General features: G+C 62.0%; 15 protein-coding genes. 6 read left to right on the plus strand and 9 right to left on the minus strand.

Annotation, left to right across the window (positions count from 1 at the left end; all coding sequences use genetic code 11):
- Window positions 1–14 precede the first annotated feature (14 nt).
- Both P8L30_07490 and P8L30_07495 read right to left on the minus strand, forming a co-directional pair.
- Complete coding sequence (locus tag P8L30_07490; GenBank protein MDG2240030.1) at window positions 15–710, minus strand: hypothetical protein; 696 nt, start codon at window positions 708–710, stop codon at window positions 15–17.
- Between the two features lie 25 nt (window positions 711–735).
- Window positions 736–1,698, minus strand: a complete 963-nt coding sequence (locus tag P8L30_07495) for an MBL fold metallo-hydrolase (GenBank protein ID MDG2240031.1) — start codon at window positions 1,696–1,698, stop codon at window positions 736–738.
- Between the two features lie 192 nt (window positions 1,699–1,890).
- Between P8L30_07495 and P8L30_07500 the strand changes: the two genes are divergently transcribed.
- The 4 genes from P8L30_07500 (at window position 1,891) to P8L30_07515 (ending at window position 5,785) form a co-directional block, all read left to right on the plus strand.
- Complete coding sequence (locus P8L30_07500) at window positions 1,891–2,952, plus strand: hypothetical protein (GenBank protein ID MDG2240032.1); 1,062 nt, start codon at window positions 1,891–1,893, stop codon at window positions 2,950–2,952.
- Window positions 2,953–3,106: 154 nt separating this feature from the next.
- Window positions 3,107–4,027, plus strand: a complete 921-nt coding sequence (locus P8L30_07505) for a M28 family peptidase (GenBank protein MDG2240033.1) — start codon at window positions 3,107–3,109, stop codon at window positions 4,025–4,027.
- Window positions 4,024–5,379 (plus strand): AbgT family transporter, encoded by a 1,356-nt coding sequence (locus tag P8L30_07510; GenBank protein MDG2240034.1) that lies wholly within the window; start codon window positions 4,024–4,026, stop codon window positions 5,377–5,379. Before P8L30_07505 ends, P8L30_07510 begins: the two co-directional genes overlap by 4 nt.
- A gap of 28 nt (window positions 5,380–5,407) precedes the next feature.
- Window positions 5,408–5,785, plus strand: coding sequence for an NUDIX domain-containing protein (locus P8L30_07515; protein ID MDG2240035.1), 378 nt, complete (start codon window positions 5,408–5,410; stop codon window positions 5,783–5,785).
- A gap of 21 nt (window positions 5,786–5,806) precedes the next feature.
- Here the strand turns inward: P8L30_07515 and P8L30_07520 are convergent, their stop codons facing one another.
- From P8L30_07520 to P8L30_07550, 7 genes are all read right to left on the minus strand, one after another.
- On the minus strand, window positions 5,807–7,225 hold the full coding sequence (locus P8L30_07520; GenBank protein MDG2240036.1) for an NOL1/NOP2/sun family putative RNA methylase: 1,419 nt from the start codon (window positions 7,223–7,225) through the stop codon (window positions 5,807–5,809).
- 61 nt (window positions 7,226–7,286) lie between these two features.
- Entirely contained in the window at window positions 7,287–7,676 is a 390-nt protein-coding gene (locus P8L30_07525; protein MDG2240037.1) for a co-chaperone GroES family protein, read from the minus strand.
- Window positions 7,677–7,784: 108 nt separating this feature from the next.
- Complete coding sequence (locus P8L30_07530; protein ID MDG2240038.1) at window positions 7,785–8,702, minus strand: PfkB family carbohydrate kinase; 918 nt, start codon at window positions 8,700–8,702, stop codon at window positions 7,785–7,787.
- Window positions 8,699–10,048 carry a nucleoside transporter C-terminal domain-containing protein gene (locus tag P8L30_07535; GenBank protein ID MDG2240039.1) on the minus strand — a complete coding sequence of 450 codons (1,350 nt, stop codon included), beginning with the start codon at window positions 10,046–10,048 and terminating at the stop codon, window positions 8,699–8,701. Before P8L30_07535 ends, P8L30_07530 begins: the two co-directional genes overlap by 4 nt.
- Window positions 10,045–11,046 carry a nuclear transport factor 2 family protein gene (locus P8L30_07540; protein MDG2240040.1) on the minus strand — a complete coding sequence of 334 codons (1,002 nt, stop codon included), beginning with the start codon at window positions 11,044–11,046 and terminating at the stop codon, window positions 10,045–10,047. The genes P8L30_07535 and P8L30_07540 overlap by 4 nt, the downstream gene beginning before the upstream one ends.
- 161 nt (window positions 11,047–11,207) lie before the next feature.
- A complete protein-coding gene (locus P8L30_07545; GenBank protein ID MDG2240041.1) occupies window positions 11,208–12,731 on the minus strand; it encodes a sulfatase in 1,524 nt (507 codons plus the stop codon).
- Window positions 12,728–14,953, minus strand: a complete 2,226-nt coding sequence (locus P8L30_07550) for a SulP family inorganic anion transporter (GenBank protein ID MDG2240042.1) — start codon at window positions 14,951–14,953, stop codon at window positions 12,728–12,730. Before P8L30_07550 ends, P8L30_07545 begins: the two co-directional genes overlap by 4 nt.
- Window positions 14,954–15,118: 165 nt before the next feature.
- Between P8L30_07550 and P8L30_07555 the strand changes: the two genes are divergently transcribed.
- Together P8L30_07555 and P8L30_07560 are read left to right on the plus strand one after the other, a co-directional pair.
- The gene (locus P8L30_07555) at window positions 15,119–16,447 is read left to right on the plus strand and encodes a hypothetical protein (GenBank protein MDG2240043.1); all 1,329 of its coding nucleotides are present in this window, start codon (window positions 15,119–15,121) and stop codon (window positions 16,445–16,447) included.
- 4 nt (window positions 16,448–16,451) lie between these two features.
- Window positions 16,452–17,192, plus strand: coding sequence for a glycosyltransferase (locus P8L30_07560; protein MDG2240044.1), 741 nt, complete (start codon window positions 16,452–16,454; stop codon window positions 17,190–17,192).

The following is a 17,192-nucleotide window of genomic DNA, read 5'->3' on the forward strand; positions in this document are numbered from 1 at the left end:
GTCCTGATCGGACCTTAAGCAAACACCAGCATCCCCACTGCGACGCACCCCAACGTAGCCGTCGCGTTGTCGATTTCCTGAAATGGCAACGATTCTACCGCAGTGCCCGCCACGGCGACCCAGACCATGGGGAACGCGTAGGCAGAGAGCGGACCCGCGATCCATCCGCCCGAGATGAGCAGCGAAAGGCCGGCGACACCCCCAATCCATCCGAAGACAAAAGCCGCCACCGAGCCCGCCACCGACTTTTCAGCGTTCCAGGGCAGGCTTGGGGAGCGAATGGTCTTCCCGAAGACTTCGGCCATCCCGTCCCCTAGGATCATGAAGCCAAGCGCTGCCATTCCCACGGGAGACGTCCGCCAGAAGGTGATCGTGAGCAGCACGAAGACGCCGGAGTAGAACACAGGCCCACGAAGTAGGCCGGCAGGAGAACCCGCTCGCGAACCCGCCCGTACCGTGCCCGGGTCACTGACCCACCCGACTCCGATCGCTGTGAAGTAGAGCGCCACAGCAGTGGGGGGCACTGTCGCGATCCACCGAACCGCAGGCCCCTCTGGGTACAGAGTCCAGCTGAGGAGCACCAAAATTCCAAACCCGAAGTGGGCGACTTTTCGTCCTACCCACTCCGGATACCAATCCCGTTGGACCCCGAACGCCTGGACCCGACTTCCGACTGCCAGGACAGCCAGGACAGCGGTGATGATGACCACGGAAGAAAGATGATTGGCGATGTGACTAGGCGCCCTCCAACTCCGACATCCAGGCCCCGATTGCGCGGGCGAAGTAGCCGGGGTTGAACAGCGTCCAGTCTTCGAGACCGGTGGGCAGAGTGTACTCGGTTCCTGCTTCTTCTGCAGTCATGCCGCGCTCCAGCGCACGACGTGACGCCCCTTCGACGTGATCCAAGAGATCGATGTATCGCCCCATCGCTGCGTCGTCCGCTAAGGGCCCATGTCCGGGCACGTAGGTGGTCGGCTCTCTACGCCTCATCAGGCGCACAGCTTGTGAGAGCCGCGACGGGATCGCATCGACGTAGTTCGGGAACATCGCGTTCCAGACCAAGTCTCCACAGAATACGACCGACGGATCGGAGATTTCGATGGAGATGTCCGAGTCCGTGTGGCCGCGGCGTGGTACTACGATCAGAGATCGATCTCCCAGATCGATCTCCGTGGGGCGTCGCTGGTCGATGACCTGAGCCTCACTCAAGATCTCCCTCGGGGCACCGTTGTTCCTTTCCACCATGGTATCACGCGTGACCTCCGTCATCAGCACCTCAGGCGAAGACGCTTCTTTCGCTCCGCTGAGGCCGCCCGTGTGATCTCCGTGATAGTGCGTCGCGATCACGTGTGTCGGAGCCCTTCCCGCCAGACGGAGCGCCTGCTGCGCCATCCACCGAGCGCCGTCATCGGACCCGAAGGCCTCGATGACTACAACGCCGGCTCGACCCGAGACGATTCCGCCGTTGCACAAGGTGGTCCGGTCGGTGAGCGGATCCGAGACGAGCCCCCAAATACCCTCCGAGATCTGCTCGAGGCGACCCCACGGCTCGGACGCCACCACCGGGAATCGCTCCTGCCGGGTCCACACCCCTCGGCTCCACAGCGGCACTCCGGCCGCCATCAGACCGACGTGAGCCGCGCACGAAGCCGAATGTCCGAGAAAGTCACGGCGGGAATAGGCGCGGGGGTCTTGCAAGGGGCCTCCGAGAGCGTTCGTGATGGTGCCACCTGAAGCTACCAAGTCGCCCAGCGTGGAGCGAGGCGCACCGGAAGCGGCGCTCGAAACACTCGCGCAGCCGACACGCCCACCCCACCTTTCAGCACTCGAAAGGCCGTGTGTCTATTCCAGTACCGCCGAAGTTGACCCTAGCAGGATGGAGGACCTCCCATGCGGAATACCGCGTTTGGCGTTGCACTGATCTCCGCCATGCTCATTCCGGCACCACAAGTCGCCGCTCAAGGCCCGCTCGACGACCCGGAACTCCAAGAGTGGGAGGTCCCTTACGAGCAGTCGCGTCCGCGTGACCCGTTCGTGGCTCCAGACGGTCGCGTTTGGTTCTGCGGCCAAGCCGGTGCGTACATCGCAGTACTCGACCCCGACAGTGGTGAGTTCACGCAGTACGACACCGAGGGCGTCCGTCCCCACAACCTGATCGTGGCCGCAGACGGCATGGTCTGGTACGCGGGCAACGCTGCGAATGAAGGCGGTGTGGCGAGACACATCGGTAAACTCGACCCGGAAACCGGCGACATCGAACGTTTCATGATGCCGGACGAGCGCGCCCGGGACCCGCACACCATGGTGTTCGACTCGAAAGGCGACATCTGGTTCACGGTCCAGCAGGGCAACTTCATGGGCAAACTCTTCACCCAAACCGGTGAGATTCGCCTTGTGGAGTCGATCGCCGGCCACCCACGTCGCGGCAATCCCTCGGGAAGCCGCCCGTACGGAATCGAACTCGACTCCAATGACCGCCCGTGGATCGCGCTCTTCAACACCAACCACATCGGCACCATCGATCCAGAGACGTTTGAATTCGAGACGATCGAACTCGCGGAGAATGCCCTCCCTCGCCGCCTCACGATCACTTCAGACGACGTGATCTGGTACGGCGACTGGACCCGAGGCACGCTTGGCCGTCTCGACCCTGAAACACACGAGGTGACTGAGTTCCCGCTGCCGGGCGGAGAGGGTTCACGCCCCTACGCCGTGAACTCCGATGACTCCGACCGTATCTGGCTAGTTGAGACAGGGCCTCGCCCGAACAACGTCATCGGGTTCGATCCAATGACCGAGGAGATCTTCAGTCAAACCACGCCTGAGAGTGGTGGCGGCACGATCCGTCACATGTACTTCGACGCGGAAACGAACAGCATGTGGTTCGGTGCAGACACCAATACGGTTGGGGTCATGAAGCTCCCGCCGCGGAGACGCATCATCTCGGACTGAGCGAGTCTGCCACGTAGTACCGGCCGCCGTCCTCGCTCTTGCGGGGACGGCGGCCGACAGGGGGGCCAATGAGTAAGTGTCGACCCTCGCGAGGTCTTCGTCTAACCGTGAAGTACGCTGGCGTCGTGCCCCGCCGGATGCCAAGCTCCTGGGCATGAAGCATTCCCTTACCACTACCGCGCTCTTCAGCTTGGCACTCGCCGTGCTGACGCCCTCCCTCGCCCGTGCGCAACAGCCAACCGCGGAGCGCCTGATGGAGGACCTAGCCGTCCTGGCGCACGACTCGATGCAGGGCCGCGCGCCAGGCACGATCGAGAGTGAGCAGGCGAGGAACTTCCTGGTGCACTCGCTGAATGAAATGGGTGCGACACCGACGGGCAGCGGATACGAAGAACGTTTCTCTACCCTTCGTGGCTCGGGTGTGAATGTCGTGGGGGCGATCCCAGGCAGAGATCGGAACGCCCCTGTGATCGTGGTTACGGCCCACTACGACCACGAAGGCGTCCGGCGAGACGTGGTGTACAACGGGGCAGACGACAACGCGTCAGGGGTAGTGGCCGCGCTCGCGATCGGGCGAAGTCTTATGGCCGACCCGCTGAACAGCACAGTGATCATCGCGTTTGTCGACGCAGAGGAAGATGGGATGGTCGGGTCCGGCGCCTTCGTACAGGACCCTCCAGTTCCGCTGGATCGCATTGGCTTGAACGTGAACCTCGACATGGTCGCGAGGACCGACGGCCTTCTGTGGGCCGTCGGCGCGTACCACACGCCCCAGCTCAGACAGACACTCGAGGAAATCGCGAGGGACGCACGGGTCGAACTACGCCTGGGTCACGACCGGCCACGAGCCCCCGAAGGCGCGGACTGGACGAACTCCTCTGACCATGCGCCCTTTCACCGTGCCGGAATTCCGTTCGTCTATTTCGGCGTCGAAGATCACGTGGATTACCACAAACCCACGGACGACGTCGAGCACGTGAAGGCGGACGAGTTTCTGGCTTCAGTCGAGACGATCCTGTCCGCGTTGCGCGCGCTGGACGAGGTGGTCCCAACCCTTCCGAAGAGAACACCATGAGCGAGTCGAAACGCCGGTTCTCCGTTCCTCATCCGCTCGTTCTCCTCACCGGCTGTGTGATCCTTGCCGCGATGGCGAGCTACGTCCTGCCAGCCGGCGAGTTCGACCGCCGGGACGATCCCATAACCGGACGGAGTGTGGTCGTCGCGGGCACGTACCACGAGGTCGAATCAAATCCGGTGAATCTGTTCGACGCGATCGTCGCGCTCCCCAGGGGAATGGCGGATGCCGCAGACGTGATCTTTCTGGTCTTTCTGATCGGCGGAGCGTTCACGGTGATCGACGAGACCGGAGCGCTCAGACGCGGTGTGACCTCTCTGATCCGGAAACTGAAGGGGCGAGATCTACTCGTCATTCCCATCGTCTCGATCTTCTTCGCGATGGGCGGTGTCGTCGAGAACATGCAGGAAGAGATCATCCCACTCATACCGGTTCTGATCATCCTGACGCGCAGGCTCGGATTCACCCCACTCGTGGCCGTCGCGATGAGTGCGGGGGCAGCTTTCGTCGGCTCGGCATTCAGCCCGATCAATCCCTTCCAAGTCACCATCGCCCAACAGTTAGCGGAACTGCCGGCCTTGTCGGCGGCAGGATTCCGCATCGTCTTCCTGCTCCTCGCGCTCACCTTCTGGGTCAGCATGACCATGCGCTATGCGGCCCGCACCAGAGGCGCCTCTGAGGCAGTCTCAGACTCGGATGAAGAGGGAGTCACCGGGGCGGACTGGGGCATCTTCGGGCTCGTCGGGGCGACGTTCGTGCTCATCGTTGTCGGGATGCTTCAATGGGGTTGGGGCTTCGACCAACTATCGGCGGCATTCTTTATTATGGGACTCATCGTCGGCGGCCTCGCCAAGATGGGCATGTCCGGCACCGCCGAGGCATATGTGAAGGGGTTCCGAGGAATGGCCTACGCGGGAATCCTGATCGGGTTCGCGCGCGCCATCTACGTCGTGCTCCAGGACGGACGCATCGTGGACACGATCGTCCACGGCATGTTCACACCGCTCGAAGGCCTCCCGGTCCTGGCATCGAGTCTCGGAATGATCGTGGCCCAGGCAGCCATCCACGTCCCGGTGCCCAGTGTCAGCGGCCAAGCCGTGTTGACCATGCCTGTGCTCGTGCCGTTGTCCGATCTCCTTGGAATGTCGCGACAGGTCACGGTGCTCGCATACCAGTACGGCGCCGGACTTTGCGACTTGATCACGCCAACAAACGGTGCCCTCATGGCGATACTCGCCTCCGCCGGCGTGCCTTACGAAGACTGGATAAAGTTCACCGTGCCGCTGTATGGCGGGCTCATCGCATTGGGTGCAATCTCGATCGCGATCGCTCTAGCGATCGGGTTGGCCTAGGGTCAGGTGCAGCATCGACAGTGACGTTGTGATACCCGTCGTCGCCGTGGTCGCCTCACACGCCGGCCAGTACCTGGTCGGCCGACGCCCCTACGAGAAGCAACACGGAGGGCTCTGGGAATTCCCGGGCGGCAAGGTCGATCCCGGAGAGACCCTACTAGAGGCGGCCCACCGGGAGGTCGCAGAGGAACTCGCCATGGAAGTGACATCCGTCGGAGAGACACTCTTCGTGGGCCGTGACAGCGGGAGCCCCTTCGAGATTCACTTCGTCGAGGTCACGCTGTCGGGAGAGCCCGTCGCCCTCGAACACATCGACTTGGGCTGGTTCACCCCAAAAACACTGCGCACCATGCCCCTGGCCCCGTCCGACGCCGCGTTCGTCGAGTGGGTCGCCGCAACCACCTGAGCGGGCTCCGGCCATTCGGTGCTACTTCTGCTTGAACGCTCTCATGAGGTCAGCAGCCCGGGCCTTTGGGATCTCACTCTTCAAGCCATCCTGGGTCGCAGCCCCCCTCCCGATCACGGCACCCTCATGACGGATCGCGACAGGCCCCAGAATGTCTTCGGAGAGCCCTACGGGTTCACGCGCTACCAAACTCTGCAACTCCTCAGACGTCACGGTCTGGACTCGGTTCGATAAGGCGTCCCCAAGCCAACGGAGAAGGTCGTTGGTCGGTCGCGCCCGACCTCGAGAGTCGAAGTCCACGGCTCTGAAACCCACTGAGATAGGGCGCCACGGACCTTCCTTCCACGCAGGAAATGGCCATTCCTGGAGCGTGTGAAGCCACAGACGCCCACCCCTCAGAATGAAACTTGAGTCATCAAAGACCTCGGGTGGAACGCCGAATCGACCCGTCAGCTCGTCCGTAGCAGCACGCACGAGATCGGCGGCGACCGCGTCGTCGGCTTGTTCGCCGGGAGTCGCAAAAAACGTAGGCGGCGCACTCCACCAGCCTTCATCCGCTACGCTTCCGTCGTCCAACTTCGTCAGCTTCGCGATGAAGAGACCCCCAGAATCGAGGTGATGCGGATAAATCCGCACCGCGCCCTCAAGCCGACTGTCGTAGCGCGTATCCCCGAAGGACGTGAGCCCGCGGGCGTGCGGAACCGGCGGTTCGATCGGCTCTAGTTCCACCGGCTGTGTACGCAGTGCGTGGTCGACGACCGCTTCGTTCTCCTCTGGTGCAAAGGTGCACGTGACGTAGAGAATCGTGCCGCCCGGCCGCGTCACACGAATGGCTTTCTCGAGCAGACCGCGTTGCGCGCCTGTCACGTATCCCTTGAACGACTTGGACTGGAAGGGCGCCTTGCCCCCACTCCTCCGGAGCGTGCCCTCCCCAGAGCATGGAGCGTCGACCAAGACACGATCGAAGGAAGCCTCTTCCGGAAAGTCACGTCCGTCGCCCGAGACGACGAAGATGTTCGGGTGTCCCAAGCGGTAAACATTTCCGAGGAGGCCGCGTATGCGGCTCTCGCTGATCTCTCCCGCCACCAGGCACCCGGTGTCGCCCATGAGGTCGGCGGCATGGGTTGTTTTCCCTCCGGGCGCCGAACACAGGTCTAGGACACGCTCGCCCGGCTTCGGGTCTAGCAGAGGAGCCGCCACCCCAGTCGATGCCTGCTGCACGTAGAACAACCCTAGCCAGTGCTCTACGGTGGCCGAGATCGCGGTGGGTCCGTCCGCGACTTCGAAGAAGCCCTCGAGCCCTGGCTTCGGCACGACGCGGAAGCCCTGAGCAGCCAGTCGCTCGACCAGCGCTTCTGGCGAGATTCGGCCCGTGCGGGTCCGAATCACAGAAGGCTCAGGACGTCCGGCGGCCTCGGTGAAGGCGGCCCAGTCGTCCACGACGTCCCGATACCGCTCTAGGTCGACCGCCTGCCGACGGGGTGGCCGCGGATTGCGGCCCCTAGAACGGGAGAAGGCCTTCGTCCGTTTCGTCTTCTTCTCGGACGAGCGTCAGGATGGCGGCCTGAGGAACCACTAAGTACCGAATCCCTTCGAACGTGATCTCGACCGCGGCATTCCGGAAGAAAATCGCATAATCCCCCAGACGGGCCTGAAGCGGGACGTACCTAGGCTCCGGCGAACCGATCTTCCAAGGCTCGTTCCCGAGCTCCGTGGGCGCCGACACCGCATTCCCCGGACCGGTGGCCCGCACAATCCCGCCTTGAACCGGCTGGCTGTCCACCGCCGTGGCGGGGAGGTACAGCCCGACTTTGGTGCGGTCTTCACCTTCTTCCGGCTCGATCAAGACACGATCGCCGACAACGATGAGACGCTTCTTTGAATCCGTCATGGTGACCCTCGTAGGGTCCAGCGCACAGGCGCCGGAGTGGGCAGGTAAGGTCGACCCAATACCCCCTCCACTCAAGAGGACTCGGCGAGCGGGCTCGCTCCTTACTCGTCAGTTGGGCCCCGGGCGGTGCATGCGCACGCTGACCCTCACTTCTCGGGCCCGCGATGCGACGCCTTCAGAGGTCGCACCCAAGAGTCGATCCACGGAAAAACCCTCTACCGCCAGGGCACCAAAGGCGGCCCCGCTGGCCATGGCTTCTTCCATACCCAACCGATCAGGCCAACTCCGGGCCAAAGCCTCCACGAGTCCACCTGCGAAAGCGTCCCCAGCTCCGGTGGGATCGATGACCTGACTGGGCCGGGCCCCGGAAGCAAGAACAGCACGATCGTGACCAAACGCGATCGCACCCTCTTTCCCCCGTTTCACGACCACCCAAGAACACCCCGCCTCGAGTAGCGTTCGCACCCCACTCTCGCTCTTCCCGTTCCCCAGAAGCACGGCCTCTTCTTCATTGAGCAGGACGACGTCCGCGCTACGCGCCACCAGTTCAAAGTCGGAGCGCCGGTCCCGAATCCAGTGAGCCATGGTGTCTAAGACCACAAAGTCCGGCGTTCCTGCTGAAGCCAAGACCGCGGCCTGGATCGAGGGGTCGGTGCTGCCCAAAAAGAGCGCCCTCGGGTCCTTCTGCCCTGTATCGAGTCCAGGTGCGGCCCGGAGAGCGGTCTCCCGATTCGTCCCGAGGGTCTCACGCGACCCGTCGGGCGCATAACGCACCTGCCACTTGAAGGTCTCCCCCGGATGCCGTTCGATCCCGTCGGTTCCGATGCCTGCATCCCTGAGCCGATCCAGATGCCCCTGCGGAAAGTCCTCGCCGACCACACCCAGCAGTTCAACAGCACATGAGACCCGTGCCGCTGCTCCGAAGTACGGGGCGGACCCACCGAGCACATCCTTGGCACTCTTCGCACCGCTCTCGATCGTATCCAAGGAGACGGTGCCCACAGCCAAGACCGCGGGTGCGGTCATACGAGCACGCCGGCAAAGGCTGCGGTCAAAAGCGCGGCGAGGAGCCCCGCGAACATGGCCTTCACGCCGAGTCGGGCGAGATCGTGCCTCCGTTCAGGTGCGAGCTCCCCTACCCCGGCGATCGTCATCGCCACGGACCCGAAGTTGGCGAACGTCGCCAAAGCGTAGATCGAGATCACCAGCGAACGCGCCTGGAGCTCCGTCCCAGCCGCGAGCACGCCCTCGAGTTGGACAAACGCGACGAATTCGTTGACGACAAAATCCACCCCGATCAGCTGACCGACGATGGTGGCATCGACCCAAGGTATGCCAAGCATCCATGCCACCGGCGCCAGCAACCAGCCGAGCATCATCTCGATCGTCAGTCCGTCGATGCCCACGAGCCCACCGGCCCACCCGACGATGCCGTTGGCCATCATGATCAGCGCCACGAAGGCAATCAGCATGGCCCCGACAACGAGCGCCAGGCGAAGCCCCTCTGACGCACCGCGCGCGGCCGCATCGATGACGTTTACGTCAGGATTCTCGACGGTGGTCTCGAGCGAATCCGCAGTGACCGGAGTGCCCGTTTCAGGAACCAGAAGCTTCGCCATGACGAGGGCCGCAGGAGCCGACATGATCGACGCTGCGATGAGGTGTCCGGCCGCCTCTGGCTGGTACGGCAGCAACATCCCAGCGTAGGCTGCGAGCACCCCTCCACTGATCGTCGCCATCCCTGCAGTCATCAGCGCCATCAACTCGGACTCGGTCATCTTCGCGATGAACGGCTTCACAACCAGGGGCGCCTCCATCAGCCCCACGAAAATGTTCGAGGCCGCACACAACGTCTCGGCTCCAGACGTCCGCATGGTCCGCTGCATAACCCAGGCAATCCAGCGCACGACGGCCTGCATGATCCCAAGGTGATACATCACGGTCATGAGAGCCGACACAAAGATGATGTTCGGGAAGATGCGGAAGGCGAAGAACGCGCCCGTGCGGGCGACTGAACCCGCCTCAGGACTAAAAAGCCCGTTCGCATCGACCGTCCCTACCGGCACGTTGTCCGACACGAGATTGCCGAAGACGAATCGGCCACCCTGCTCCGCATAACCGAGCACCGCCCGGACGAGGCCGTTCATCCAATCGAAGAACGCCACACCGAATGGGGTCTGAAGCACCAAGAAGGCGAACGCCAGCTGCAGACCCAGGCCCCAACCGACCAACCGCCACGAGACCCTGTCTCGGCTGCTCGAAAGTCCCCAAGCCACTCCGATAAGCATGACCGCGCCCACCGCAGCACGCACACGGGCCGGCGCCGTAGCTGCGAAAGCCGGGTCCTGGAAGAGCAAGGAAAGCGCCGTCAATGGAAGTCCAGAGACCCGTCTGTCGAACCTTCGTTAGCCCCGGCGCCGGAAAAGACAAGCGAACGGAGCTCTGGGCCTTCGTCCTGGATACCGATGACCGCCATGTAGTACCCGGTCACCTCCTGCCCGCCAGCATTCAGAGTATACGTGCCGAGGCAGAAGCTGAGGCGCTCACTCACGTCGAAGTCCAGAATGGACATGGTCACGTCTCCTGCCGCCGGAAGGAGGCGCTGAAGCGAATAAGCCGCATTCGTCTTGCCTACCGCAGGGATGTCGTAGGGGAACCGCACCACGACCCCGGGCGCCATCATAGCTACGGCGCCATCAAAATCGTCGTTGTTCCAGACATATTGCCACTCGGACATGAAGCTATTCACAGCGAAGTATGAGTTCACCTGCCATTCTGCTCGGTCGTTCTGTCCATTCAACGCGCGCACGCCAAAGGCAGCCCGGATCGAATCCGGCGAAACATGCAGCGGATCTCCAGTGAGAAGCTCTGGAGCTGTGGGCGCGCCCGAACCATCGAAGGACAAATATACCTTGGACCGGATCTGCCAATTGAAGCGATCCCGCATGGCGATCGTGAGGTGAATCCCCTTGTTGTCTCCGCTCGGCTCGTTCGAATCGGCGTCGTAACGACCATACATGAAGGCCATGATCCCTGAAGCCCCGAACTCGTCCCGCCAGGTATCCAGGGTCGCCATGGTCGGCAGTTGCGAGGAAACGTATTCGCGGACCGCCTCACCCCCGGCCAATAGCTGCCCGTCCGGAGTCAGGAGCGTCACTTTGTCGGAATAGAGCCTCGCCAACTCGGTCCGGTTGTCCCGTCGCCAGACCTCATCGATGCGAAGCATCAGGGTGTCCATACCCGCCAACGCGTTGGCGTTGAACTCAGCCTTATACGCAGCCAGCGCTCGCCCATCTCCACCTGGCAAGGCCCCCGCAAGCCCGGAGGTCCCCTGCATCAGGTCTGCTGTGTTCGCGGCACAGCCAGACATGAGAAGGCAACCGGCCCATAGAAGCGCGGGACATGCGCGATGTAAGCGAACAGGGTTCATCAAGGCGATTCGATCACGTGGGATGAATAGGCGTCTCGAAAAATGACACCTCTGAGGTCAAAAAGGCTGGATTCCGGGTCCGTCCAAAGAGAGCGAAACGCTCAGCCACCCGGAGGCCAAACAACGTATGGGACCTGATCCTCATCCGGAACCGCGAAATGAGTCCGTAGCGAGTCCAACTGTAGAGCAAGGGTCGCTCGCACGTCGGCATACTGCGGATCGGCATGGACACTGGAAAGTTCGTCCGGGTCGGCCACCAAATCAAAGAGCTCCCACTCATCGATCTCGTAGTAGTGGATCAACTTGTGCGTCTGTGTACGCACGCCGTAGTGACGCCGCACCATGTGCCATCCCGGGTACTCGAAGTACTGATAATAGATGGCGTCTCTCCAATCGGCTGGCGCCTCTCCGTCAAAGAGTTCGACCATGCTACGACCTTGCATAGAGTTCGGGATCGAGGCCCCAGCCAAGTCCAAGAACGTCTCGGCGAGGTCGAGATTCTGAACCATCGCGTCACTCACGGTGCCCGCCTCGATACCGGCCGGCCACCGGATCAGCATGGGGGTACGCAGCGACTCCTCGTACATCCATCGCTTGTCGAACCAGCCGTGGTCGCCCAAGAAGAAGCCCTGGTCAGAGGTGTACACCACCACCGTATTGTCCGCGAGGCCCTCCTCCTCCAAGTAGTCGAGTACCCTGCCCAAGTTGTCATCTACGGAGGCGATCGCCCGCAGATAGTCCTTCACGTAGCGCTGGTACTTCCAGCGGACGAGTTCATCTCCTTCGAGGCCGGCTGCTTCCAACGCTTCATTTCGGGGCACATAGGCGGCGTACCATGTCTCGAGTTGCGCTTCCGTCAGATTCGCAGGCGGCACGAACTTGAGATCTCGGTCCGTCATGTCGCGCGCAATCGTCATCTCCTGCGTCTGGGCGGCACTCGTGCGGCCCTCCCAGTCGTCGAAGAGCGTGGACGGCTCAGGCAGCTCGATGTCTGTATAGAGATCGAGTTGGTCTGGGCCCGGGGCCCACTCTCGGTGAGGCGCTTTGTGTTGATACATGAGCAAGAACGGCTCGGACGGATCACGCTCCTGCCTCATCCATTCGAGCGCTCGGTCCGTGATGATGTCCGTCGTGTACCCTTCGTAGCGCACGCTGTCGGTTGGCGTGTAGAGCACGGGGTTGTAGTACGGCCCCTGCCCGCGAAGCACTTCGTAGTGGTCAAATCCTTTAGGGCTGATCTTGAGGTGCCACTTCCCGACAATGGCCGTCTGGTAGCCGACGTCCTGCAGGAGTCCAGGGAAAGTGACGGTCGCAGAATAGAGCGTGTCCCGATTCGTTGGGACGCCGTTCAGGTGTCCGTACTGACCGCTGAGTACCGTCGCTCGACTGGGGGCACAGATGGAGTTCGTGACGAAGGCATTCCGGAAGAGAATGCCCTCGGCCGCGAGGCGATCGATGTTCGGTGTCTGATTCAACACCGATCCATAGGCGGACACCGCATGTGCTGCATGGTCGTCCGTGAAGACCAGGAGAATATTGGGGCGTTCCTGAGCAGAATCCTGCCCTTGCCCCGAGCATCCTGCGATCGCCACGAGCACGTATCCGATCCGTCGGCGCACGTTCATGAATCGAGCTCCAAGATCAAAGCGTTCGCCCCCCGGAGTCGGGTCCCCAGGATCCTGCCGATGCTCTTCTGGATCTTCATCGCGACTTGGGGACGTTCTTCACTGAGCTTGGAGAACGCATCAAACGTGAGTTCAAGCACCTCGAGTCGACCCGTGGCCCGCACGCCCGCGGCCCTGGGGAGTCCATCCAGTAGAGCCATCTCGCCGAACACAGTCCCCTGAGACAACGTCGCGAGACGGCGACGTCGGGTACCACCTGGAATCGGGATGGACACATCCGCGTCTCCGCGGCACAAGAGATAGAGTGACCGACTCGTGTCGCCCTCCACGAAGACAAAGTCCTCGGGATCGAAGGTCCGGCGTTCCATGATCAGAGACAGAGCCTCAAGCTCGTCACCTGTAATCTCCCACGCCTCTCCGAAGTCTTCGAGCGTCCACCCATTCTTATGACTGTCCCCGGCTCCAAGCTTCATGAGGAGCCCTTCCTCGAAGTGTTCGAGGCCGGCATCCGAGCTCTCGAACATTCGAGCGGCAGGAACTCCGTTGAGCACCAGGTCCTCCGCGAGGTCCGAGTTGATCGTCCCCGGCTGGACATATCCGAACGCCAACGTCGTCCCGCGCGACCTCAGCCGTTCGAAGGTCTGCCCCAGGACCTTGAAGCCGGTCGCGTCAATCCCGCTCACGCGTTTCATATCCAGAAGCACGAACTCGGCGCCCTTGTCCGCCAGATCCTCCGCACGAGCCGCTAGGGGATCACACGATCCAAAGAAAATCATACCCTCGAGTTGGATCACCGCGATCCGCTGCCCTTCCTCGACCAACAGGTCGGTCATGTACTGATCGCGCCGTTTGGTTGATCGGACCGTGCGGCCCGTCCGAACGCGCCGAATAGGGGAGCGACTCATCTGAGCGACGAAGACCAAGGCGGACAATGCGACCCCTGCCCCCACCGCGAAGACCAGCCCAGCGACGACTCCCACAGCAACAACGAACGCCATCTGAGCGACCGCGACAATATTGTCTCGTCGGTCCTCTGCCTCTGTATTCAGCGCTTCCTTGATCTGATCGAAGCTCCACCGGTCGAAGAGCCCCGACGCGATCACCATGATGAGACCGGCGATGGCCGCCTTCGGAATCATCGCGAGCGGCTGAGCGAGCAGCACGACCAATACGAGGACCGCTACCGCGTTCACCACACCGGAAACACGGGTACGCCCACCGGCGCTGTGGTTCACCGCCGCTCGAGCCAAAATCCCCGAGGTCGTGAGTCCGCCGAAGAACGCCACTGCGGCCGATCCGATTCCCTGCCCGATAAGCTGGTTGTTCGCGTCGAACCGCTTGTCTGCAATGCTCTGGTACGTAACCAAAGTGATCAGCGCGGAGATGGAATCGAGCACGGCCATAGCCAGCGCACCGGAAATCACCGCGGCGAGAAGCGTGAAGTTGGCGCTGTCAGTAAAGGCACTCACAATGCCCGCGAAATAGGCTGGCGTCGGCACAGCGGACGGTAAGGCGCCGAGGACGGGGCCCAACGGGACATCCCCTCCCACGAAATCGATCACGTGGTATAGGACCGTACCACTCACCAACGCGACGACCGCAACGGCGGGCTTGGGCATGAACTTGCTGCCTTTCCAAGCCAATCCTGCAGTCACTGCCGCCACGAGCATGGTAGCTGGCTGGATCTGACCCAGGCCGCCCAGCAATTCGAGCGGTGACTGCTTCGAAACCCCGAGAAACGGCCAGAACTGTCCGTAGATCAGCAGGATGGCGGTCGTATTCCGAATGCCGGCTACAACCGGATAGGGCATGAATTTGACCAGCCCGCCCACACGAAATGCACCAAGCAAAATTTGTACGCTTCCGCTGATCAGCACGGCCCCGAATGCCAACGAAAGCAGCAGGTTCGCGGACTCCGGGTTGGCCAAGTCGAATCGACCCGTGGCCAGCAATGACGCCAGCAGGGCAGCAAACGCCATGGACGTGGTCGCCTTCGGTCCGGAGATCATCCCCGGCGCGCCACCGAACAGTGCGGCCACTAGACCTGCAACTACGGAGGACAGCATGCCCGCCAGAATGCCCTGCCCAACGTATTCCGGACCGAGCGGGGCAAACGCGATGACGCCGGCTGCCACATTCCCGGTAATCGCCACGATCGCAGACGCAATACCTCCTGACAGGTCTCCGATCGCGATGCGGGTCTTAGGTGCGGCTTCCGGCATGAGGCTCAGGCAGTAGGAACAGTTAACACGACACGATAATGCTTCATGTGCAAAACCATAGCGAGAAGGGCCCTAAAATTCGTAACGTGTGCACGAGCAAGCTTTACTTGCTCGCCGCAGTCGTTACGTGGCCGGGTGGCCAATCTCTCTGAAGGAGTATCCCGCGTGGCGTCCTCCCCCTCCGCGACGGACCATCCGATCTGGTCCGGGCTAGACCGAGATTTCCACACCGCCCTTCTCGAAGAAGGTCGCACCCCAGAGGGCGAAGCCCTCCGCCACAAGGCGGAGGCGCGCTTCATGTTCGCCGAAGGTAAGCCTTTCCTGCTGGGGCCTGCCCAAATGGTGCGAGCTGAGCTGGCCGAGACACTCCGTTTGGTGACAAAGACCTACCACCGCGCCATCGAGATCATCGTGAAAGCGTCCGTCACCGACGAGCACGTTCGCAGTGCACTCTCCGCTCCACCCGCCTTGGCATCGGACCTCAAGGCCGACAGGGACCCCGCCAACTGCCGGGTGCACATCTGTCGCCTCGACCTGATGCCGGACCCGGCCGGCGGATTCTGGATTATTGAGACGAACGCGAATTGCCCCGGCGGCTTCGTCTTCTCGGGGATCTGCAACAGAGCGTGGCGAGAGTTCATGGAGAAACGGGGACACACGATGCCGCCGGCACTAGCTCATGAAGAGAAGGCATTCATGGCGAAGTGGTTTCTCAAGGTCATTGAGCAAGACACCGGCGCCCGGCCAGACTTCCTCGGCCTCATTCGAGAGGAAGGCGGCAACCGACTCGAGCTTGGAGACTTTGCGAAGCACCTCAACTGGGAAGGCGTGGGATGCGAAGAAGTAGATCCGCGAGAGATCAAGTACGACGGCCAAGGGCCGCCGAGTGCACGTGGTCGTGCGCTGACACACGCATATCAGAAGCTGGGAATACAGCCGTTCCAAAGGATGCGCCCCGAGTGTGAGCCCTTCGTTCAGGCGGTGCGAGATCGGGCGCTCTTCGTTCAGAACGGGCAGCGCGGCCGCTGGGTCGGTGACGACAAGTTGTGCCTCGCTGTGATGTCTGACCCAGATTTCAAACATCTATTCGACGAGACCGACTGGGACCTCCTTCAGAAGCACGTCCCGTGGTCACGTAGCGCTCGTTTACTCGATCCTCAGTGGTTGGACTTGGTGCGCAACGAACGGCATCGCTACGTGCTCAAGCGGGGTCTCGACACGCGCGGCCAAGGGGTGATTATCGGCACGGGAGTCGACGCCGACCGCTGGTCCGAGGCCCTCGATGTCGCCATCGCCGAAGGCTGGCTAGTCCAGGAATACCATCCGACCACGTGGATCGAGTACGACGTCGATGCCCCTGACCTCCAACGTCACGACGTGGCACTGGGGGCTATCAACGGGGAACTCACCACGATGTTCATGCGGAGTTCGGGCGAACTGCGGGTGAACATGTCCCGCTCCGGGCGCATGCACCCGATCTTCCTCGGGGGCTGACACAGTGGCAGCCGTCTTCGAGTCTCTAACAGCCGTACTTCCCACGTTGGACGAGACGCATTCCCTCACGCATACCGTCGACGTGCTCGTCGGAGACCTCCGTGCGGAACTGATCCAAATCCTAGTGATCGTATGTGATCGAACAACGGAAGGCGCGCTGTCGCACATCGATGCAGCGGTCGAGAAGTACCCAGACCTGGTCAGTGTGCATTGGCAGGACAAGCCATTCTTCGGCGGGGCCATCCTCAAGGCGTTCCAAGTCTCGACGGGCAGCCACACGATGCTCATGGCTCCGGATCTCGAAACCAAGCCAGAGGACGCCCACGTGCTCGTGGCCGCAGCGAAGGAGCACCCAGACGCCGTGATCACGGCTTCGCGTTGGGCGGGTGGGGGCTTCGAGGGGTACAACAAGGTCAAGCTGGTCGCGAATTGGGTCTTCCAAAAAAGCTTCGCGATCTTGTACGGGGTAAAGCTCACCGACATGACCTTTGGGTATCGAATTTTGCCCACACACCTCACCAAGACTATTAAGTGGGAAGAGGCCAGGCACCCGTTCGTCCTAGAAACAATCGTGAAACCGCTGCGACTCGGTGTAAGGGCCGTCGAGGTGCCTACGTCTTGGAAGGCGCGGGTAGAAGGTGAGTCGGTGAACCCGTTCATGCGTAACTTCGAGTACTTCAGACCGGGCTTCAAAACCCGATTTATGAACCGCGACGACATTGTCAAGTCGGACGAGCCAGAGTAG

The sequence above is a fragment of the Longimicrobiales bacterium genome (assembly GCA_029245345.1).
Taxonomy (GTDB): Bacteria; Gemmatimonadota; Gemmatimonadetes; order Longimicrobiales; family Gaopeijiaceae; genus CALFPJ01.